Below are 18,730 nucleotides of genomic sequence, written 5' to 3'. Positions count from 1 at the left end.
ATTCCCCTATTCCCCTACTCCCCTATTCCCCTACGGCCAGGTCTCTGCCAGCCGATGTCGAGCAGGCCCAGCCGGCCAAGCTCCTTGTCCATTGCGCGAGCGACATCACGGCGCGCGCCGCCGATATCGCGCAGTTGGCGGTCGGAGAGATCCTCGACGTTCTGGTAGGCAGTATCGCGGCGGGGGAGGCGTATCGCGACCCGGGCGTGACGCAACCAGTCGAGGGTTTCGGCCAGCCAGTTCGGACGATGTGCGGACGAATTCAAAACGATGATGGACATGGTGTGCTCCGTTCTCCCCGAATATCAAATCCGGCTTGATGATGTTTCGATGGACAGATCATGCCAGATTGAAATCTCTGTAGGAAACGAGTAGTTTTCTCTCGATCATCAAGTTTTCTTTGAGGATAGGATGGCTCGTCTTCTGCCTGGGACTCGTGCCTTGAGGACGCTGGAGGCGGCGGCCCGGCACCTCAATTTCACCCGTGCCGCCGACGAGCTTGGGCTGACACCGGCCGCCGTCAGCCATCAGATCAAGGAAATCGAGGATCAGCTCGGGCTGGTGCTGTTCACGCGCACCAGCCGCACCATCCGGCTCACCGAGGCGGGAACGGTGCTGTTAGACGCCTCGGCGGACGCGCTCGACCTGCTTGGCCGGGCTGTTTCGCGGGCGCAAAAGCTGACGCGCGGCACCGCTCTTTTGAAGGTAACGCTCGACGCGCAGTTCGCGTCAAAATGGCTGATGCGACGCGTCGACGATTTTCGCAAGCGTCACCCCGATATCGAGTTGCGATTCGACATTGCCTATGAAGTGCGGGATTTCGAACTCGACGACATCGATGTCGGCATCCGTTTTGGCGCCGGCAAATATCCGGGCCTTCGCACCCACCGGCTGTTCGACAACATCCTCATTCCGGTGTGCAGCCCGAGCCTTTTGACGTCCGGTCCGCCGCTGCGCGAGCCGCGCGATCTTTTCAACCATACGCTTGCGCATATCGAATGGTCGCGGCAAGGCGTGACATGGCCGAACTGGCGGATGTGGATGGCGGCGGCCGGCATCAATGATTTCGACGACAGCCGGACCGTCGTGTTCGGCAACTCCACGGATGCTGTCCAGGCAGCGCTCGACGGCAATGCCGTCGCGCTCGCCGATTTCGCCATGGTGGCGAACGACCTTTCCCAGGGCAGGCTGGTGCAGCCTTTCGAACTCGGCCTGCGGGTGGCGCCCGAGTTCGCCTATTTCCTGGTCTATCCCGAGAATACCGCCGACGATCCGCGCATCGTCGCCTTTCGCGAATGGATGCTAGAGGAAGTCGCCAAGACGCGGACCACGGATAAAGGGCAGTAGGGCAGTAGGGCAGTAGGGCAGTAGGGCAGTAGGGCAGTAGGGCAGTAGGGCAGTAGGGCAGTAGGGCAGTAGGGATAGGCGTCGGTGCCGTCTGCTCCCCTATTCCCCTACTGCCTTACTGCCCTACTCCCTTCTTGACTCAGCTTGCCACCGCGCCGAACCAGCCGATCACGGCGCCGATGATCAGCAGCACGCCGAGCCAGTGGCCGCCGTCGATGAGGGTCAGGTCCCAGCCGAAATTCTCGTAGCGATGGTTGACCGAGAGCGTCGTGGCGACGAAACCCAGCCAGAGCACGAAGCCGAAGACAAGTCCGGCGAGCCATGTCGGCTCGCCGCCGGTCATCGCGCCGACGACCAGCGCCATTATCGTGGCCATGACCAGTTCGGCGATGAAGCTGACGACGAAGGGCAGCGGCGACTTCTTCATCGTGGCCGGATCGAGCTTGGCGGCCTTCAGCCACGCCTTGCTCAGGCTCATGTACCAGGCGGCGCCGAACAGCCACGCCACGATTGCGGCAGCGACCACCGCCAGCCAGTTCACTGCTGAAAAATCCATGAGCTCCCCCCTCTGATTTGGATATGATGGAACGCCTGTTCGGCGATCGCGTCAAGCGAACCGCCAGACGGTCGTGCGCTTGACCAGCGCATCCTCCAGCGCCCGCGTGACGGCCACTTCATAGACCGCAAGCGGCTCCAGCCCTGTCTTCGGCAGATACGACCGGCCGGGATCGCCGACAAGGATTTCGGCGCCGCGCGCCTTCAGCGTTGCGAACCATGGCACCAGCCGGTCAGCGAAAGATTTGTCATAGAAAACATCACCGGCCAGGACCACGTCCCAACCTGCATCGGTGCCGATGCAATCCGTGCCGAGGAATTCGGTCCCGATACCGTTGATCTCGCTGTTGAGCCGGATCGCGGTGGCGCAGAACGGGTCGATGTCGGAGGCGATCACCTTGGCGGCACCGGCCTTGGCAGCGGCGATGGCGACAAGGCCGGAGCCGGAAGCGAAGTCGAGCACGTGCTTGCCACGCACCGTGCCGGAATTGTCCAGGACATAGCGGGCAAGGCCCTGGCCGCCGGCCCAGGCGAAAGCCCAGAAGGGCGGCGGCAGGCCGATTTCGACCAGCTCTTCCTCGGTCCGCTGCCACAGGTCATGCGCTTCGTCGGCAAGATGAAGCAGGATCTCCGGCACGTGCGGCGGCGCCATCAGCGCCGTGTTGTCGAGAATGAACTGTTTGGCACTGTTGGGCGTGAGCGCCGTCACGGAGCCGGCGTCAAGCCGCCCATGCGGCAGACTTCCTTCCATTCGGCCGGCGTCACCGGCTGCACGGAAAGCCGTCCGAGCCGCACCAGCGCCATGTCGGCAAGCCTGGGATTGGCCTTCACCTGTTCCAGCGTCGGCGGGTTCGGCACGTCCTGCACGGCGCGGATGTCGACGCATTCCCAGCGCGGATCGTCCGAGGTGGTGTCGGGATGGGCAAGCGCGCAGACTTCAGCGATGCCGACCACGTTCAGCCCCTCGTTGGAATGATAGAAGAAGCCGAGATCGCCGATCTGCATCGCCTTCATGTTGTTGCGCGCGGCGTAGTTGCGCACGCCGTCCCATTGCGTGCCGGCCTTGCCCTTGGCCTTCAGCATCTCGAAGGAGAACTTGAATGGCTCGGATTTGAACAGCCAGTAGTTCATGTCTTTCTCCTCCTTGGAATCGCGCGGGCGACCGGGATTTAACTAGCCGCCGGCTTGTTGAACGTCCAGTTCCACGGGCGGATTTCGACGCTTTCGAAGAGCCCGGCCTTGGCGTAGGGGTCGGCCGCCGACAGAGCCTGCGCACCTGCCAGGTCGGGTGCTTCGACGACCACAAGGCTGCCATTCGGCTTGCCTTCGGTGTCAAGGAACGGACCGGCGAATGCCAGCTTCTTGTCGCCGTTCAACCCCTCGAGAAAGGCAACATGCTCGGGCCGCGTGTCGAGGCGCACCTGCAGGCTTCCGGGCTTATCCTTGCAAATCACAGCAAACAGCATTTTTTCTCCTGATCGTTCAAAGTCGTGGGGATCAATCGTTGGTTTCGGTCTTCAGCGGCCGGGTCATCAACGCCGTCACGGCCTGCCGGACGGTGATGGTGCCATCCAGTATGGCGGCGACGGCGGCAATGATCGGCGCGTCGATGTTGCGCTCGGTGGCAATGCGGGCTGCGATCGCCGCCGTCGGCACGCCTTCTGCCAGCGGCAATCCGGCAAGCGGCTTGCCTTGCCCGAGCGCCAACCCATAGGCGAAATTGCGCGACTGGGTGGACGAGCAGGTCAGCAGCAGGTCGCCAAGGCCGGAAAGCCCCATCAGCGTTTCGGGCCTGGCGCCGAAGGCAGCGCCGATGCGGCGCAATTCGACAAAGCCGCGCGTCACCATGGCCGCCTGGGCGCTGGCGCCGAGACCCGCCCCGGTGACGGCACCTGCGGCAATGGCAAAGACGTTCTTCAAGGCGCCGCCGATCTCGACGCCGATCAGGTCGTCGTTCGAATAGCAGCGCAGATTTTCGGCGGAAAAGCGGGCGGCGAGATCGGCGGCCAATGCCTCGTCGCGGGCGGCGACCACAACGGCCGTCGGCAGGCCGCGGGCGACGTCGGTGGCGAAGCTCGGGCCCGACAAAACGGCAACCGGATTGAGCGGCAGGATTTCTTCGACAATCGCCGATAGCAACGCGCCAGTCTCGCTTTCGATGCCCTTGGCACACAGAACCAGCGGGATACCGGCCGGCATATGGTCCTTCGCGGCCGCCAGCGTCGCCCGCAGCGACTGCGCCGGCGTCACCGCCAGCACGCAATCGGCACCGTCGAGCGTGGCCTGGATGTTGCTCGTCGCCACGATGCCGGGCTGGAGCGTAATGCCCGGCAGGTAGCGTGGATTTTCGCCGCGGTCGATCGCGGCGACGGTCTCCGGATCGCGCGCGTAAAGGCGGACGAAATGGCCGGCGCGCAGCATGGCCAAAGCCAAGGCAGTGCCCCAGGCGCCGCCGCCGAGCACGGCAACGCGCCAGCCGCTTGGCGCGGTGTCTTTGCCGCTCATTGCCACCTCGTTCATGCCTTGGCTCCGCGCCGGCCGGAGCCGACCATCGGCGCCGAGATGCTGTCCAGCGGCCAGCGCGAGCGCGGCACGAAATCGAAGCCGTTCTCTTGCGCCATGCCCTCGCGCAGCCGCTCGATGCCGGCCCAGGCGATCATCGCCGCATTGTCGGTGCAAAGTTTCAGTGGCGGCGCAATGAAGGTGAAGCCGGTCTCGGCGCAGAGCCGCTCCAGCATGGCCTTGATCGTGCGGTTGGCGGCGACACCACCGGCAACGACGAGGGCTGGGTTCCTAGTGCCGGGAAATGTCTCGCGAAAGCGCGTCAGCGCGCGAGAAACACGGTCGGCCAGAGCATCGGCTACGGCTGCCTGGAACGAGGCGCAGATGTCGGCGACGTCCTGGTCGCTCAGCGGCGCAATGGCGCTCGCCGCCTGGCGCACGGCGGTCTTGAGGCCGGAGAAGGAGAAGTCGGGCTGGGCCGAGCCCTTCATCGGACGCGGAAAGGCAAAGCGCGAGGCGTTGCCGGCCTGTGCCGCCTTCTCGACATTCGGTCCGCCGGGATAGGGCAGGCCGAGCATCTTGGCCGTCTTGTCGAAGGCTTCGCCGAGCGCGTCGTCGATAGTCGTTGCCCAGCGCTGGTAGTCGCCGACACCCCGCACGGCGACGATTTGCGTATGGCCGCCGGAGACCAGCAGCAAGAGATAGGGAAAGTCGAGCCCGTCGGTCAGCCTTGCGGTCAGCGCATGGCCTTCGAGGTGGTTGATGGCGATCAGCGGCTTGTTCGCCGCCGCGGCGATTGCCTTGGCGGTCATCAGCCCGACGATCAGCCCGCCGACCAGTCCGGGGCCGGCGGTGGCGGCAATCGCGTCGATATCGGCTAGTGCTGTACCCGAATCGGCAAGCGCCGCCTCGATGATGCCGTCCAGCGCCTCGACATGGGCGCGCGCGGCGATTTCCGGCACGACGCCGCCGAAAGCGGCATGCTCCTCGATCTGGCTGAGCACGATGTTGGACAGGATTTTTGGCGCGGCGTCGCCGTCGATGGCCACCACGCTGGCGGCGGTCTCGTCACAACTCGTCTCTATGCCCAGCACGCGGATCAATTCGTCGCTGTCCCTAAAGATTGTATCATGGGGCTTTCCCCGTTAGGAGAACCCCGGAAAAGCCTCGCTTGCCGGGGGGGTTATCACGGACTGCGCGCCATGCAAACAATCTTGAGAATCGGAACACGCGGCAGCCCGCTGGCGCTGGCGCAGGCGCATGAAACGCAGGCGCGGCTGATGGCCGCGCATGGCATGCCGGCGGAGGCGTTCGAGGTGGTCGTCATCTCGACCAGCGGCGACCGCATTCAGGACCGGCCGCTGTCGGAAGCCGGCGGCAAGGGCCTGTTCACCAAGGAGATCGAGGAGGCGCTGCTGGCCGGCCGGATCGACATCGCCGTGCATTCGTCGAAAGACATGCCGACGCAACTGCCCGACGGCCTCGAACTGTCGGCCTTCCTGCCGCGCGAGGACGCACGCGACGCCTTTGTCGGCAAAGCGGCGAAGACGATCGCCGAACTGCCGCGCGGGGCGAAAGTCGGCTCGTCGTCGCTGCGGCGGCAAGCGCTGATCCGCCGGATGCGGCCGGATCTCGACGTGGTGATGTTCCGCGGCAATGTGCAGACGCGGCTGCGCAAGCTCGACGAAGGCGTCGCCGCCGGCACGATCCTGGCCTATGCCGGGCTGAAGCGGCTTGGGCTCGAGCATGTCGTCACCGACCTGATACCGCTCGATGTCTTCCCGCCGGCGCCGGGGCAAGGCGCGATCGGCATCGAAACTCGTATCGGCGACCGCGATGTCGAAAAGATGCTGGCGGCCGTTCATGATGTGCCGACCGGCCAGGCGTTGGCCTGCGAGCGTGCCTTCCTAGCGGCGCTCGATGGCTCCTGCCGCACGCCGATCGCCGGCTATGCGGCGATCGAGGCCGGAAAGCTGTCTTTTGCCGGGCTGATCATCTCGCCCGACGGCACGCAGTCGCACACGGTCGAGCTGCAGGGATCGGCGCAAGACGCCGCCCGCATCGGCGGCGAAGCGGCCCGGAGCGTGCGCGCCAGGGCCGGCGAAAAGTTCTTCGACGGCTGGCTCTGAAATGCTTCGCGTCCTGGTGACCAGGCCGGAACCGGGTGCTTCGCGCACAGCGCATCGGCTGGAGGAGGCAGGTTTCCAGCCGGTTCTTTTGCCCCTGACCGAAACAAAGGCGTTGCCCGCCGCTGCCGGACTGATCCCGGACGATGCCGTCGCGGTGGCCGTCACAAGCGCCAATGCCATGCGCCATGCGCCGGAAGAAATCATCGCGACGCTCGCCGCCTTGCCTTGTCATGCCGTCGGTAGGCGGACTGCGGAAGCTGCCCGCAAAGCGGGGTTTTTGTCGGTCAGTGAAGGCCCGGGCGATGCCGAGGCGCTGGCCGACGTTCTCGCCGCCGGTTTTTCTGGAAAGACGATTGTCTACCTCTGCGGGCGCGTGCGGTTTCCGGCGTTCGAACAGAGGCTCGGGACGGCGGGCGTTCGGGTCCACGCCGTCGAGACCTATGACACGCTGACGGTGGGTTATCCGGACGAAGTCACCCTCGAACGCCTGTCGGCGCAACCTGCCGACGCGGTATTGCTCTATTCAGCCAAGGCGGCGGCGGCGATGCAGATGTTGGCAAGACGGCCCGCTCTGCGCGGTCTCTTCGAAAAAACATGGGTTTTTGCGCTTTCCACGCGGATCGCCGCAGCCTTCGACGATGCCACCGGCGAAAGGATCCGCATTGCCGCGCAACCTGACGAGGAGGCATTGCTGGCGCTTTTGCAGGCGCCGCGCTGAGCCGCGTCATCACACCGCCCCTTTTCACCGCTTGGTGATGTGCTAGACCCTTTCTGAACCATCATGCGCCGCCAGGCGTTGAGACGAAGCGAATGTGCGGAGCCCAGGCATGGTCAAGACGCCGAAGATGCGACACTCGAAAAGCCGCCGCGAGCCGGTGACCATCGATCTCGAGCCGGGCGCCGTCTCACGCATCGCCGACGAGGACGCCGCCACGCAGGAGGCGCAGACAGACGAGGCGAAGGCCGAGGAAGCAGCGAACGCTTCGCAGCCCGAGGTTCCCGAAGAGCCGGTTCATGCCGACCAGACCGATCTCGAGCCGTGGGAGCATGCCGATGGCGCCGCAGGTGCGGAAGGGCAAGCGCCGGCGGATGGCGGAGCCAAAGCCGCCGAGCCAGAGCTGCCTTATCCCGGTTCGGATGCGCCGCCCAACCGCGCCAAAACCTTCGACTACGGTTTCGACGACGCGTCGGCAGCGCAGACCGACGGCAACAAGGCGAAAGCCGAGACACGGGACGAGAGAACGGCGCCAGCCCCTGAAAAGCGTGGCGGCCTCAACGGCATCGCCGCCGGCATCATCGGCGGCGTCATCGCGCTGGTCGGCGCCGGCGGGCTGCAATTTGCCGGCCTGCTCGGCGCGCCGGGTTCCGGTGCCGGCGTCTCGCTCGATGGCGTCAATGGCGACATCGCCTCGCTGAAGACCGAAATCGCCGGCTTGAAGGACGCCGGCGGCAATGGCGATGCAGCGGCGAAGATGGTCGGGCTGTCCTCGGGCCTGGAGCAGGTCAAGGCCGATGTCGCGGCGCTGAAATCGGCTGTCGAGAAAGGTGGAGCAGGCGACGCGGCCGGCGTCACCGCACTGGGCGACAAGGTCGCGCAGATCGAGACGGCGGTCGCCGCCCTCGGCAAGGCGGGCAGCGCGGCGCCGGTCGATCTTGGTCCGCTCACCGAAAAACTGGCAGGCCTCGACGCGCAGGTGAAGTCGGCCGGCGAGGCGGCGACCGCGCAGGATGGCCGGCTGAAAGCGCTGGAGCAGTCTGTGTCGCAGCTGTCCGGCAAGGTCGAGGCGGCGGCGGGACAGCCGAAGATCGCGCTTGCCATCGCGGCGTCGGCCTTGAAGGCGGCGCTTGAGCGTGGCGGGCCGTTTTCGGCCGAACTCGAAACCCTCGCCGCGATTTCGCCTGATGCGCCGCAGCTTGCGGCACTGCGCCCCTATGCCGAAAAGGGCATTCCAACCCGCGCCGAGATCGCATCGCAGGCTGATGCCGCCGCCAATGCTATGGTCACGGCGGCGACGCCTGTCGATGAGAATGCCGGCTTCGTTCAGAGCCTTCTGTCGAGCGCGCAATCGCTGGTCAAGGTCAGGCCGATCGGCGCCGTCGAAGGCGCCGGCGCACCGGAAACCGTCGCGCGCATGGAGGCGGCGGTCAACCAGGGCGACTACGCCAAGGCACTCAGCGAGTATGAAACGCTGCCCGAGGCCGCCAAGGCCGCGGGCGCCGACTTTGCCGGCAAGCTGAAGGCGCGCATCGAGGTCGAAACCCAGGTCGATGCGCTGATCTCGGGCGCGATGAAGGCATGAGGGCAACACAATGATCCGCCTGCTCGCCTTCCTCATCGTCGTTTTCGCGCTCGGGCTGGGCTTTGCCTGGCTGGCCGACCGGCCGGGCGACATGGTCGTCACTTTCAACGGCTATCAATACCAGGTCAGCCTGATGGTGGCGGCGGTGGCTGTCGTTGCCGTGGTCGCTGCGGTGATGATCCTGTGGTGGCTGCTCAAGGCGCTGTGGAACAGCCCCTACACCATCTCGCGCTATTTCCGTGTCCGCCGCCGCGATCGTGGCTATCAGGCGCTGTCGACCGGCATGATTGCCGCCGGCGCCGGTGATGGCGCGCTGGCCCGCAAGAAGACCAAGGAAGCCGCCAAGCTGATCCGTTCCGACCAGGAGCCGCTGATCCACCTGCTCGAAGCGCAGGCGTCGCTGCTCGAAGGCGATCATGAAGGCGCGCGGCAGAAATTCGAGAGCATGCTCGACGATCCCGAAATGCGGCTGCTGGGTTTGCGCGGGCTTTATCTGGAAGCCGAACGGCTCGGCGACCGCAACGCCGCCAGGCATTATGCCGGCCGCGCCGCCGCTGTGGCGCCGCAACTGGCCTGGGCGGCGGAATCGACGCTGGAAGAGCTGACCGCGCGCGGCGACTGGGACGGCGCCCTGAAACTGGTCGACGCGCAGAAAGCGACACGGCAGATCGAACGCGATGCCGCCAACCGCCGCCGCGCCGTGCTGCTGACCGCCAAGGCGCAGGCGCTTGCCGACAGCGATCCCGCCGCCGCCAGAACGGCCGCGATCGAGGCGAACAAGCTCAGGCCCGATTTCGCGCCTGCCGCCGTGGCCGCCGCGGCCGCACTGTTCAAGCAGAACGATGTGCGCAAGGGCTCGAAGATACTCGAGGCGGCGTGGAAGGCCGAGCCGCATCCGGAGATCGCCGAGCTCTATACCCATGCAAGGCCGGGCGACGCGGTGCTCGACCGCCTCAACCGGGCGAAGAAGCTGCAGGAGATGAAGAAGAACCACGCCGAATCGTCGATGACGGTGGCGCGCGCCGCGCTCGACGCGCAGGATTTCGCGACCGCCCGCCGCGAGGCCGAGGCGGCGATCCGGATGGACCGTCGCGAGGGCGCCTATCTGCTGCTCGCCGACATCGAGGAGGCCGAGACCGGCGATCAGGGCAAAGTGCGGCAGCTGCTGTCCAGGGCGGTGCGGGCGCCGCGCGATCCGGCCTGGGTCGCAGACGGCGTGGTATCGGAACGCTGGGCTCCGATATCGCCGATCACCGGCCGGCTCGACGCCTTCGAGTGGCGCGCGCCGATGGAGCGTCTTGGCCAGTTGATCGACAGCCATGATGACGCGCCAGCGGGTGCGGCACCGGTTATTGAAGCATTGGCAAAGCCGACGAGCGAAAAAAGGCCGATCGAAGTGATCGACGACGCCGGTGGCGAGACGTCGGCGGGCAAGCAAGCTGAAAGTCGCGAAGAAGATCATGTCAGGCCGATCACGGCAGCGGCCTTCGCCGCGGTGCCGAGCGATGCCGAAGGCGTCGAGCCGGCCGAGGAGCTTGCGCGGCTGCCGGACGATCCCGGCGTCGATCCGGACGAGGAAGCGGAGAAATCGCCGCGCCGGTTTCGGTTGTTTTGAGTTGGGCAGGCCGTCAGGCCGTTGGGGTATGGATCTATGTTTGAACGCGTTCTGTCGTTTCTCAGGGATTTGCCGGCCGGTGCCGGCACGCATGCCAGCACGGACGATCCGCGTGTCGCCGCCTCGGCGCTGCTCTACCATGTGATGAACGCCGATGGCGTGCGCCAGGATGTCGAGTGGGAGCGGTTCAAGGCGGTGCTGGCCGAGAGCTATTCGATCAGTGGCGCGGAACTCGAAGCGTTGGCCGCTGCCGGCGAGCGGGCCGACAATGAGGCGATCGATCTCTACGCCTTCACCAGCGTCCTGAAGCGCCATCTCGATGCCGATGCGCGCAAGGCCTTCATCGGCCTGATGTGGGAAATCGTCTATGCCGACGGCGAGTTGCACGAGCTCGAGGACAACACCGTCTGGCGCGTCGCCGAGCTGATCGGCGTCGAACGCCACGATCGCGTCGAGGCGCGCCGCAAGGCGGCGGCGCACGCGCCCGGCGCCACCGGAACATCGAGCGACGAATAGGATCTTCGCCTTCCCATGCCACGCCAGACGAGTTCGAAGCCAAAGATCCTGATCGTGCTGCATCAGGAGAGTTCGAGCCCGGGACGTGTCGGCCATATGTTGCTGGAAGAAGGTTTCGATCTCGACATCCGCCGGCCGCCGCTTGGCGACGCCTTGCCCGAAACACTGGACGACCACGCCGGCACGGTGGTGTTCGGCGGCCCGATGAGCGCCAATGACGACGACGAGTTCGTCCGCCGCGAGACCAACTGGCTGGAAATACCGCTGAGGGAGAACCGGCCATGTCTCGGCATCTGTCTCGGCGCGCAGATGCTGGTCAACTGTCTCGGCGGCAAGGTCGAGGGTCATGGTGAAGGGCTGGTCGAGGTTGGCTGGTATCCCCTGAAGGCGACCGAAGCCGGCAAGCAACTGATGCACTGGCCGGAGATGGTCTACCAGTTCCACCGCGAGGGTTTTTCGCTGCCCAGGGACGCGACGCTGCTGGCGACGGCCGAGACCTATCCCAACCAGGCCTTCCGCTACGGCGACAATGCCTGGGGCATCCAGTTCCATGGCGAACTGACCAGGGTGATGATGCAGCGCTGGGTGGTGCGCGGCGCGCATCGCTTCGAATTGCCCGGTGCCCAGCCCGGCCGCGATCATCTCGGCGGCCGGCTGATCTGGGACATGCATCTCAAGCGCTGGCTGGACGAGTTTTTGCGGATGATCTTCGGCAAGTCGAGCAGATAGCTAAACCGTCGTCTGAACGGATTTCAGGCGACCCGCTTTAGGTCTTTGTCTTCATGCATGTCGTTCTCCCAAAACCGGGGCCACTTTTGGGCGACATGCATTAAGGTTCGAGCACCGGCCGCAGGAAGCTGCGCTCGTAGCTGAGAATGCTGCGATTGCGTTTTTCCATTTCGAACACTTCCTGGCATTCCGGGTCGGCAGCCATCCGTTTGCGATAGTCCTCGTAGTCGGCAAGGCTCGGGAAGCTGAACATGGCATAGGCGATGTTGCTCGCCCCCTCGCTCGGAAGGAAATAGCCGTGATGGTTTCCGCCGAGGCGGTTGACCAGAGCTATCCAGCGACGACCATAATCTTCGAACTCGGCAAGCTTGTAGGGGTCGATGACGTATTTCAGGTAGCAAGTGATCATGAGAGCTCCTGTGGCATGGGCTAGGCATGTCGGCTGTCAACCGTGGGAAGATCAGTTGCGCCCGTTGAGGTGGCGCACCTTGCGCAATTGGGGGAACAGCACCATCCACAGGCCCGCGACGGCGATGGCGCCGATGCCGCCGATCACCACGGCCGGCACCGTGCCGATCAGCGCGGCCATCGTGCCGGCCCGGAATTCGCCGACCTCGTTGGAGGCGCCGACAAAGACCTGGTTGACGGCGTTGACGCGGCCGCGCACCTCGTCGGGCGTCCACAGCTGGATCAGCGTCTCCCTGATGTAGACGCTGAACATATCGGTGGCGCCAAGGAAGACCAATGCCACGATCGACAGCCAGGTGATGGTCGACAGGCCGAAAACCACGGTGAAGGCGCCGAACGAGGCTGCGGCGGCCAGCATGATCATGCCCGCGTGGTTGCGAAGTGGATGCCCGGCCAGCCAGATGGCGACGCAAATGGCGCCGATGCTGGGCGCCGAGCGCAGCAGGCCGAGGCCCCACGGGCCGAGCTGGAGGATGTCGCGCGCATAGACCGGTAGCAGCGCCGAGGCGCCGGACAGAAGCACGGCGAACAGATCGAGCGAGATGGCGCCGAGCACGATCTTCTCGCTCCAGATATAGCTGAACCCGCCGAGCAGGTGCTGCATCGTCGGCTTGTCCGACTCGGTGCGCTGCGACGGCTTCGGGATGGTGAAGATCAGCAGCCCGGACACAAGCATCAGGACAGCGGCGGTTCCGTAGGCCGCTTCCGGCGACACGCCGTAGAGCAGGCCGCCGGCGACGGGTCCGACGATGGTCGCCGTCTGCCAGGCCGATGAATTCCAGGCGATGGCGTTGGCGAAATCCTGAGGCGGCACCAGATTGGCGAACAATGACGCGGAGGCCGGACCGAAGAAGGCGCGGGCGACGCCGAACATGGCAAGCACGCAGAAGATCGGCAGCGGCCCGCTGATGCCGCGCAGCGCCAGGAACAGCAGCGCCAGCGCGCACATCGCCTCCACCACGACCGCCAGCGCCATGATCAGGCGGCGGCCGAAGCGGTCGGCGACGACACCGGTGACCAGCACCAGAAGCAGCGACGGCAGGAACTGGACGATGCCGACCAGGCCGAGATCGAGCGGGTCGCGGGTCAAATCGTACATCTGCCAGCCGACCGCGACGGACACGATCATGGTGGCGAATGTGGTGAGGAAACGCGCCGCCCAATAACTCAGGAAGGAGCGGTGGCGGAACGCGGCATAGCGCTGGTCCGGTGATATCTGTTCGGCGGTCATGATTTAAGAGGCCCCATTGCAGTGGCGTCAGCTGGCGGGGCACTTCCACGATGGGCGCTGGTCCGGCTGGCGGAACTTTTAGCTCAGTTCGCCGCGGATATGCGTCAAAATCAGTGCTGGATCAAGGAATTTTCAGCCTGCTCCATCGCCGGCACGCGGAAGTTACTGCCGCAGCGCGACGGAGATGGCGTCGAGGCCGCCGCGCAATTCGGCTTCCGTCGGCCAGCCAAAGCCGACGCGGAAGAAGCGTTTTTCCATCTCGAACCAGTGGCCGGGTCCGACATAGGTTCCATGGTTCTCCAGCAGGTTCGCATAGAACCGGTCGAGGTCGAAGCCGGGTTCGACATCGAGGCGCGGGAAGCCGACGACACCGCCTTCGGGCCTGATCCAGTCGATCAGCGGTTCGCGGTCGATCCAGGCCTGGACGATGTCGCGGCGCTTGGCCATTTCGGGCAGCAGTGTCGCCAGGAAGGCGTCCCGGCGCTCGAGCATGCCGCGGGCAATGCCTTCGTCGATGACGCTGCCGCAGATGCCGATCTGCTCCTTTGCGGCGAGGAATTTTTCCTGAAGCACCGCATCCTTGGTGATCAGCCAGCCGATGCGGATGCCGGGAATGCCGAAGGCCTTGGACAATGACGAGACGCTGATCGCCTTCGGGCTGAGCGAGGCAGCCGTCGGCAGCCGCCTGCCGTAGGAGAGGTCGCGATAGGTCTCGTCGACCAGCAGATGGCAGCCGCGAGCCTCGGCAAGCGCCACCAGCGCATCGAGCTCGGCTCGGCTCATCATCGTGCCGGTCGGGTTGTGGGGGCAGGTGACGCTGATCAGCTTCGTGTCCGGCCGAATCGCGGCCTTGACGCGTTCGACATCGATGGCGAAGCCTTCCTCGAATGCCAGGTCGACAAAGCTGATGGCGCAGCCGATCGCCCTTGGGGTTTCGATGTTGGTGGCGTAGTTGGGCCGAATGACGACGAGATGGTCGTTGGCCGACAAAAGCGAGGTCGAGATGATGAACAGTGCGCCGGCGGCACCGGCGGTGACCAGCACATCATCCGGCGAAATGCCCGCATTCTGCGCCGATATCAGTGCACGCAATTGCTTGTCGCCGCGATGCTCGCCATAGAAAAGCGTGAGATCGGGCAGCGACAGGCCGATGTCGGAGAGCTTCTGGTCGGCGATCGAGCTTTCGGAAAGATTGAAGCGGATACGGTCGTAGCCGTATTCTTCCGGCGCCTCTTTCTCGATCACCATCCTGGTGTAGTTCATGGCTTACTCCCCCGAGAGCAGTTCACCGTTTCACGGAAACGGCGACCCGCTCTAACTCCTTGTTTTTACGCAATTCCGGACGGAAAACCGTTTCACACTTTTCCTGGAATTGCTCTAGGAACCCGTCCACCTATCCAAGCCATAAAAATAGGAAGCCTGCCAAGGCGGATTCGCCGGCAGGCTTCTGTTCCAGTCGTCCTAACTGTTGGCTCAGGACTGAATGTTCAGGCCGAGGCCTTGGCCTTCCTGCCCTTGGCGGGCGCCTTGACGGGGGCGGCCTTGCGGCCGAGGCCGATCGACTTCGCCAGCAGCGAACGCGAGGCCGCGTAGTTGGGAGCGACCATCGGATAGTCCGACGGCAAGCCCCATTTGGCGCGATAGGCGTCCGGCGTCAGGCCGAAATGCACACCGATGTGACGCTTCAGCGATTTGAACTTCTTGCCGTCTTCGAGGCAGATGATGAAATCGGGCGTCACCGACTTCTTGGGATTGACCGCCGGGACCAGCGGGGCAGCCACCGGGACCGCAGGCTTGCCGAGCCCGCTTATCGACGCGCTGACGCTGGCGATGAGGTCGGCCAGGCCGGAGGCAGGCAAGCGGTTCTTCTCGACGTAAGCGGACACGATGTGGGCGGTCAGCTCGAGCAGATCGATGTCTTTACGGGCACTGTTGCTATCGTCGGTCACTCTATTTCTCCGTCTACAGCGAATGACCTGAAAATCGGATTCGACTTCCGGAAAGGATCATGCGCGAAATCAAAATGCTATGGCGTCCTTCGTGCGTCCACGGGACGAATTGGCGTTGTTGTAGCGCGGAATTCCTAGTCGGCAAATCTGCGTATTGCAACGACTTGATGGCAGGTCACACGTTATTTTGAACAACTATATTAAACAATAACAGTATCAGACTATCAGCGCCTTGTCGCGCCACAAACGAAACCCGCCTTCGAAGGCGCGTGTGTTGTCGCCGCGCCTGGAGTCGGCGGGCAATTCATCGAGCTTGTCGACGTTGCCGCCACCAATGACGACATAGTCAGGCTGCATGGCGGCACGGAGCCGGTCGACGACGTCGAAGACGTATTTGCGCCATTTCTTCTTGCCGCGCTTTTCCAGGCCGCGTTCGCCGACATAATCCTCGAAGCTCTTGCCCTTCTTGTAGGGCAGATGCGCGAGTTCCATCGGTTGGGCGACGTTGTCGGCAATCATCGCCGCACCGAGCCCGGTGCCGAGCCCGAGGAACAGCATGCGCCCGCCCTCGTAGCTGCCGATGGCCTGCATCAGCGCGTCATTGACCACTTTCACCGGTTTGCCGAACGCGCCCGCAAAGTCGAATCCAGCCCAGCCCTTGCCGAGATTGGCGGGGTCGGCGAGCGGCCTGTTGTGGTTGACCGGGCCGGGATAGCCCATCGAGACGACGTCGTAGGACAGGCCTTCGGCGAGCTCCTTCACGGTATCGATCATCTGTTGCGGCGTCAGCCCCGGCCCCGAATCGGCGCGGCGCTCCGCGCCGCCGGCGCTGGTGAGGATCTTGACGTGCGAGCCGCCGATGTCGATCGTGAGCACGATCTTTTCAGTATCTGGCGTCCCGGTGCCCGATGCTGGTTGCTTCACTGCCTTGGCCATCGCGTGGTTCCTCTCACTTCACCGGATCGATCCAGCCATTGGGTGGCCCGAACCCGGCCATGACGTCCGCCGGTCCCCATGTCAGCGGCTCGTAGAGGTGCGGCGGCGTGGTGTCGCCAAGCACCGGGCCGACGATGCGCCAGGCCAGTTCGCTGGCGTCCTGGCGGGTGAACAGCTGGCCGTTGCCGTTCATGGCGTCGCCTATCAAGCGTTCATAGGGCGGCATGTCGCCCTTCGAGTCGTCGAGCGCCGTCAGTTCGACTTGCTCGCCGATCATGTCGTCGCCCGGCGCCTTGCGCTGTGCTCCGATGGCGATCACCACCTGTGGGTCGATGCGGAAGCGGACGTAGTTCTGGTCGGCGGGCTTGATCGGATCGAAGACATCGAGCGGCGGCCGCTTCAGCCGCACCACCACTTCGGTGACATGCACCGGCATGTTCTTGCCGGCGCGGATGAAAAACGGCACGTCCTGCCAGCGCCAGGTGTCGACGAAGAAACGCACCGCCGCGAAGGTCTCGACGGGCGAGTTCGGCGCCACGCCGGGTTCAGTGAGATAGCCGGTGAACTGGCCGCGCACGACATCGTCTTTGGTCAGCGTCCTGATCGCGCGCAGCACCTGCACCTTTTCGTCGATCAGATCGTCGGCAGAGCGGCCGACAGGCGGCTCCATGGCAAGCAGCAACAGGATGTTGAGCAGATGGTTCTCGATGACGTCCCTGATGCAGCCGACATCGTCATAGAAGCGGCCACGTCCCTCGACGCCGAAATCCTCGGCCATGGTGATCTGCACGCTCTCGACGTAGTTGCGGTTCCAGATCGGCTCGAGGAAGGAATTGGCGAAGCGGAAATAGAGCAGGTTCTGGATCGCTTCCTTGCCCAGGTAGTGGTCGATGCGGAAGATCGACTGCTCGTCGAACACCAGATGCAGGACCCGGTTCAGCCAGCGCGCCGATTGCAGATCGTGACCGAAGGGCTTTTCCACCATCAGCCGCGCGCCATGCGCGGTGCCCGACTGCTCCAGCCCCTGGACGACGGTCTCGAACATGGTCGGCGGCACCGCCATGTAGTGCAGCGGCCGCTGTGCGGTGCCGAGCGCGCTCTTCAGCTTCTCGAACGTCGCTCCGTCGCGGTAGTCGCCGCTGACGTAGCGCAGCAGCGAGGCGAATTTGGCGAACGCTTTTTCGTCGATCTTGCCGAGCGCATTGACGATGCCGTCACGTGCGCGCGCCTGCAATTGCTTGAGGTCCCAGGCATCGAAGGCGACGCCGATCACCGGTTCGGTAAGCGTGCCCTTGGCGACCATCTGGTAAAGGGCTGGAAATATCTTCTTGTGGGCGAGGTCGCCGGTTGCCCCGAAGAGCACCAGCGTGTCGGACCGTTCCTGGCTCATGCGCGTGTCTCCCCCGCTGTCCTCACTTGCCGGCCTTCGGCTTCTCGACATGGCCGCCAAAGGCATAGCGCATGGCGGAGAGCAGCTTGTCGGCGAATTCGGATTCGCCCTGCGAGGAGAAGCGGTCGAACAGCGCCGAGGACAGCACCGGAGCCGGTACGCCGGTGTCGATGGCCGCCTTCAGCGTCCAGCGTCCTTCGCCGGAATCCGAGACGCGGCCGCCGAAATTCACCAGGCTCGGATCGCTTTTCAAGGCGCCGGCCGTCAGGTCGAGCAGCCAGGAGCCGATAACGCTGCCATGCCGCCAGACCTCGGCCACCTGGGGAAGGTCGATGTCGAACTGGTAGTATTGCGGGTTTTCCAGCGGGCTGGTCTCGGCGTCCGCCGTCCGTTGCCGCTTGCCTGCATTGGCCGATTTCAGGATGTTCATGCCTTCGGCATAGGCGGCCATGACGCCATATTCGATGCCGTTGTGCACCATCTTGACGAAGTGGCCGGCGCCGCTCGGTCCGCAATGCAGATAGCCGAAGGGCGCGGTCCCGGCATCCCTGGACGGATTGGAGCCGGCATCGGCGCCCGGCGCCAGCGTGGCGAAGATCGAATCGAGGTGCTGCACCGCCACGTCGGGACCGCCGATCATCAGGCAGTAGCCACGCTCCAGGCCCCAGACGCCGCCGCTGGTGCCGACATCGACAAGATGGATGCCCTTGCCGGCCAGTTTCGCGGCCTGGTCGACGGCGTCGTGATAATAGGAATTGCCGCCGTCGATGACGATGTCGCCGGGCTCCATCAGGGCCGCCACCTGGTCGATGATCCTGCCGGTGATCGCCGCCGGCAGCATCAGCCACACACAGCGCGGCTTGGCCAGCTTGCCGATGAATTCTTCCATCGAGGCCGCCCCTGACGCGCCGTCGGTCACCAGGGCCGCGACGCTGGCCGGGTTGATGTCGTAGACGACGCATTCGTGGCCGTCGCGCATCAGGCGCCGGACCATGTTGGCGCCCATCCGGCCCAGTCCCATCATTCCGATCTGCATGGTTTCGTCCCTGTTTTCTAGGAGATT

21 protein-coding genes are annotated in these 18,730 nt (G+C 64.6%); 7 read left to right on the top strand and 14 right to left on the bottom strand.

Annotated features, from left to right (window positions below):
* Positions 1–14 precede the first annotated feature (14 nt).
* On the bottom strand, positions 15–281 hold the full coding sequence (locus tag EN955_RS13410; RefSeq protein WP_013528900.1) for a hypothetical protein: 267 nt from the start codon (positions 279–281) through the stop codon (positions 15–17).
* Between the two features lie 130 nt (positions 282–411).
* Between EN955_RS13410 and gcvA the strand changes: the two genes are divergently transcribed.
* On the top strand, positions 412–1,347 hold the full coding sequence (gene gcvA, locus EN955_RS13405; RefSeq protein ID WP_024505004.1) for a transcriptional regulator GcvA: 936 nt from the start codon (positions 412–414) through the stop codon (positions 1,345–1,347).
* Between the two features lie 139 nt (positions 1,348–1,486).
* On the opposite strand, the gene EN955_RS13400 is transcribed toward gcvA, so the two are convergent.
* The 6 genes from EN955_RS13400 to tsaD are packed head-to-tail and all read right to left on the bottom strand — an operon-like array spanning position 1,487 to position 5,504.
* Complete coding sequence (locus EN955_RS13400) at positions 1,487–1,903, bottom strand: DUF1761 domain-containing protein (protein WP_024503046.1); 417 nt, start codon at positions 1,901–1,903, stop codon at positions 1,487–1,489.
* Between the two features lie 51 nt (positions 1,904–1,954).
* Positions 1,955–2,653 carry a methyltransferase gene (locus EN955_RS13395; protein ID WP_174299057.1) on the bottom strand — a complete coding sequence of 233 codons (699 nt, stop codon included), beginning with the start codon at positions 2,651–2,653 and terminating at the stop codon, positions 1,955–1,957.
* Positions 2,608–3,033, bottom strand: a complete 426-nt coding sequence (locus EN955_RS13390) for an EVE domain-containing protein (RefSeq protein ID WP_024503045.1) — start codon at positions 3,031–3,033, stop codon at positions 2,608–2,610. The genes EN955_RS13395 and EN955_RS13390 overlap by 46 nt, the downstream gene beginning before the upstream one ends.
* A gap of 38 nt (positions 3,034–3,071) precedes the next feature.
* Entirely contained in the window at positions 3,072–3,368 is a 297-nt protein-coding gene (locus EN955_RS13385) for a YciI-like protein (RefSeq protein WP_024503044.1), read from the bottom strand.
* Positions 3,369–3,399: 31 nt separating this feature from the next.
* Positions 3,400–4,422, bottom strand: coding sequence for an NAD(P)H-dependent glycerol-3-phosphate dehydrogenase (locus tag EN955_RS13380; RefSeq protein ID WP_024503043.1), 1,023 nt, complete (start codon positions 4,420–4,422; stop codon positions 3,400–3,402).
* Entirely contained in the window at positions 4,419–5,504 is a 1,086-nt protein-coding gene (gene tsaD, locus EN955_RS13375) for a tRNA (adenosine(37)-N6)-threonylcarbamoyltransferase complex transferase subunit TsaD (protein ID WP_174299077.1), read from the bottom strand. The genes EN955_RS13380 and tsaD overlap by 4 nt, the downstream gene beginning before the upstream one ends.
* Positions 5,505–5,606: 102 nt before the next feature.
* Between tsaD and hemC the strand changes: the two genes are divergently transcribed.
* From hemC to EN955_RS13345, 6 genes are all read left to right on the top strand, one after another.
* Positions 5,607–6,533 (top strand): hydroxymethylbilane synthase, encoded by a 927-nt coding sequence (gene hemC / locus EN955_RS13370; RefSeq protein ID WP_024503042.1) that lies wholly within the window; start codon positions 5,607–5,609, stop codon positions 6,531–6,533.
* Position 6,534: 1 nt separating this feature from the next.
* Positions 6,535–7,251, top strand: coding sequence for a uroporphyrinogen-III synthase (locus tag EN955_RS13365; RefSeq protein ID WP_024503041.1), 717 nt, complete (start codon positions 6,535–6,537; stop codon positions 7,249–7,251).
* Between the two features lie 109 nt (positions 7,252–7,360).
* Positions 7,361–8,833: a COG4223 family protein gene (locus tag EN955_RS13360; RefSeq protein ID WP_024503040.1), complete on the top strand. Its 1,473-nt coding sequence runs from the start codon at positions 7,361–7,363 to the stop codon at positions 8,831–8,833.
* Between the two features lie 10 nt (positions 8,834–8,843).
* The gene (locus EN955_RS13355; RefSeq protein WP_024503039.1) at positions 8,844–10,448 is read left to right on the top strand and encodes a heme biosynthesis protein HemY; all 1,605 of its coding nucleotides are present in this window, start codon (positions 8,844–8,846) and stop codon (positions 10,446–10,448) included.
* A 36-nt stretch (positions 10,449–10,484) separates the two neighbouring features.
* Positions 10,485–10,964 carry a TerB family tellurite resistance protein gene (locus EN955_RS13350; RefSeq protein WP_013528912.1) on the top strand — a complete coding sequence of 160 codons (480 nt, stop codon included), beginning with the start codon at positions 10,485–10,487 and terminating at the stop codon, positions 10,962–10,964.
* Between the two features lie 15 nt (positions 10,965–10,979).
* Positions 10,980–11,693: a glutamine amidotransferase gene (locus tag EN955_RS13345; protein WP_024503038.1), complete on the top strand. Its 714-nt coding sequence runs from the start codon at positions 10,980–10,982 to the stop codon at positions 11,691–11,693.
* Between the two features lie 100 nt (positions 11,694–11,793).
* Here EN955_RS13345 and EN955_RS13335 read toward each other — a convergent pair whose 3' ends face one another.
* From EN955_RS13335 to gnd, 7 genes are all read right to left on the bottom strand, one after another.
* Complete coding sequence (locus EN955_RS13335; protein WP_024503037.1) at positions 11,794–12,102, bottom strand: NIPSNAP family protein; 309 nt, start codon at positions 12,100–12,102, stop codon at positions 11,794–11,796.
* A 51-nt stretch (positions 12,103–12,153) separates the two neighbouring features.
* Positions 12,154–13,392 carry an MFS transporter gene (locus tag EN955_RS13330; protein WP_024503036.1) on the bottom strand — a complete coding sequence of 413 codons (1,239 nt, stop codon included), beginning with the start codon at positions 13,390–13,392 and terminating at the stop codon, positions 12,154–12,156.
* 162 nt (positions 13,393–13,554) lie between these two features.
* A complete protein-coding gene (locus EN955_RS13325; protein ID WP_024503035.1) occupies positions 13,555–14,655 on the bottom strand; it encodes a pyridoxal phosphate-dependent aminotransferase in 1,101 nt (366 codons plus the stop codon).
* 224 nt (positions 14,656–14,879) lie between these two features.
* Positions 14,880–15,341 (bottom strand): MucR family transcriptional regulator, encoded by a 462-nt coding sequence (locus EN955_RS13320; protein WP_013528917.1) that lies wholly within the window; start codon positions 15,339–15,341, stop codon positions 14,880–14,882.
* Positions 15,342–15,557: 216 nt separating this feature from the next.
* Complete coding sequence (locus EN955_RS13315) at positions 15,558–16,277, bottom strand: ROK family protein (RefSeq protein WP_024504767.1); 720 nt, start codon at positions 16,275–16,277, stop codon at positions 15,558–15,560.
* Between the two features lie 13 nt (positions 16,278–16,290).
* Entirely contained in the window at positions 16,291–17,667 is a 1,377-nt protein-coding gene (gene zwf, locus EN955_RS13310) for a glucose-6-phosphate dehydrogenase (RefSeq protein ID WP_024504766.1), read from the bottom strand.
* Between the two features lie 22 nt (positions 17,668–17,689).
* On the bottom strand, positions 17,690–18,703 hold the full coding sequence (gene gnd / locus EN955_RS13305; RefSeq protein ID WP_024504765.1) for a phosphogluconate dehydrogenase (NAD(+)-dependent, decarboxylating): 1,014 nt from the start codon (positions 18,701–18,703) through the stop codon (positions 17,690–17,692).
* Between the last annotated feature and the right edge of the window lie 27 nt (positions 18,704–18,730).

Origin of the sequence: Mesorhizobium sp. M7A.F.Ca.CA.001.04.2.1, assembly GCF_003998485.1 — a bacterium.
Classification (GTDB): domain Bacteria; phylum Pseudomonadota; class Alphaproteobacteria; order Rhizobiales; family Rhizobiaceae; genus Mesorhizobium; species Mesorhizobium ciceri.
Note: the sequence above shows the minus strand (reverse complement) of the source record. Positions and strands in the feature narration are given on the sequence as shown.

Excerpts from the sequence above, each read along its gene's own strand:
- EN955_RS13410 (WP_013528900.1), bottom strand. The coding sequence starts at position 281 with ATGTCCATCATCGTTTTGAATTCGTCCGCACATCGTCCGAACTGGCTG.
- gcvA (WP_024505004.1), top strand. The coding sequence starts at position 412 with ATGGCTCGTCTTCTGCCTGGGACTCGTGCCTTGAGGACGCTGGAGGCG.
- EN955_RS13400 (WP_024503046.1), bottom strand. The coding sequence starts at position 1,903 with ATGGATTTTTCAGCAGTGAACTGGCTGGCGGTGGTCGCTGCCGCAATC.
- EN955_RS13395 (WP_174299057.1), bottom strand. The coding sequence starts at position 2,653 with ATGGAAGGAAGTCTGCCGCATGGGCGGCTTGACGCCGGCTCCGTGACG.
- EN955_RS13390 (WP_024503045.1), bottom strand. The coding sequence starts at position 3,033 with ATGAACTACTGGCTGTTCAAATCCGAGCCATTCAAGTTCTCCTTCGAG.
- EN955_RS13385 (WP_024503044.1), bottom strand. The coding sequence starts at position 3,368 with ATGCTGTTTGCTGTGATTTGCAAGGATAAGCCCGGAAGCCTGCAGGTG.
- EN955_RS13380 (WP_024503043.1), bottom strand. The coding sequence starts at position 4,422 with ATGAACGAGGTGGCAATGAGCGGCAAAGACACCGCGCCAAGCGGCTGG.
- hemC (WP_024503042.1), top strand. The coding sequence starts at position 5,607 with ATGCAAACAATCTTGAGAATCGGAACACGCGGCAGCCCGCTGGCGCTG.
- EN955_RS13365 (WP_024503041.1), top strand. The coding sequence starts at position 6,535 with ATGCTTCGCGTCCTGGTGACCAGGCCGGAACCGGGTGCTTCGCGCACA.
- EN955_RS13360 (WP_024503040.1), top strand. The coding sequence starts at position 7,361 with ATGGTCAAGACGCCGAAGATGCGACACTCGAAAAGCCGCCGCGAGCCG.
- EN955_RS13355 (WP_024503039.1), top strand. The coding sequence starts at position 8,844 with ATGATCCGCCTGCTCGCCTTCCTCATCGTCGTTTTCGCGCTCGGGCTG.
- EN955_RS13350 (WP_013528912.1), top strand. The coding sequence starts at position 10,485 with ATGTTTGAACGCGTTCTGTCGTTTCTCAGGGATTTGCCGGCCGGTGCC.
- EN955_RS13345 (WP_024503038.1), top strand. The coding sequence starts at position 10,980 with ATGCCACGCCAGACGAGTTCGAAGCCAAAGATCCTGATCGTGCTGCAT.
- EN955_RS13335 (WP_024503037.1), bottom strand. The coding sequence starts at position 12,102 with ATGATCACTTGCTACCTGAAATACGTCATCGACCCCTACAAGCTTGCC.
- EN955_RS13330 (WP_024503036.1), bottom strand. The coding sequence starts at position 13,392 with ATGACCGCCGAACAGATATCACCGGACCAGCGCTATGCCGCGTTCCGC.
- EN955_RS13325 (WP_024503035.1), bottom strand. The coding sequence starts at position 14,655 with ATGAACTACACCAGGATGGTGATCGAGAAAGAGGCGCCGGAAGAATAC.
- EN955_RS13315 (WP_024504767.1), bottom strand. The coding sequence starts at position 16,277 with ATGGCCAAGGCAGTGAAGCAACCAGCATCGGGCACCGGGACGCCAGAT.
- zwf (WP_024504766.1), bottom strand. The coding sequence starts at position 17,667 with ATGAGCCAGGAACGGTCCGACACGCTGGTGCTCTTCGGGGCAACCGGC.
- gnd (WP_024504765.1), bottom strand. The coding sequence starts at position 18,703 with ATGCAGATCGGAATGATGGGACTGGGCCGGATGGGCGCCAACATGGTC.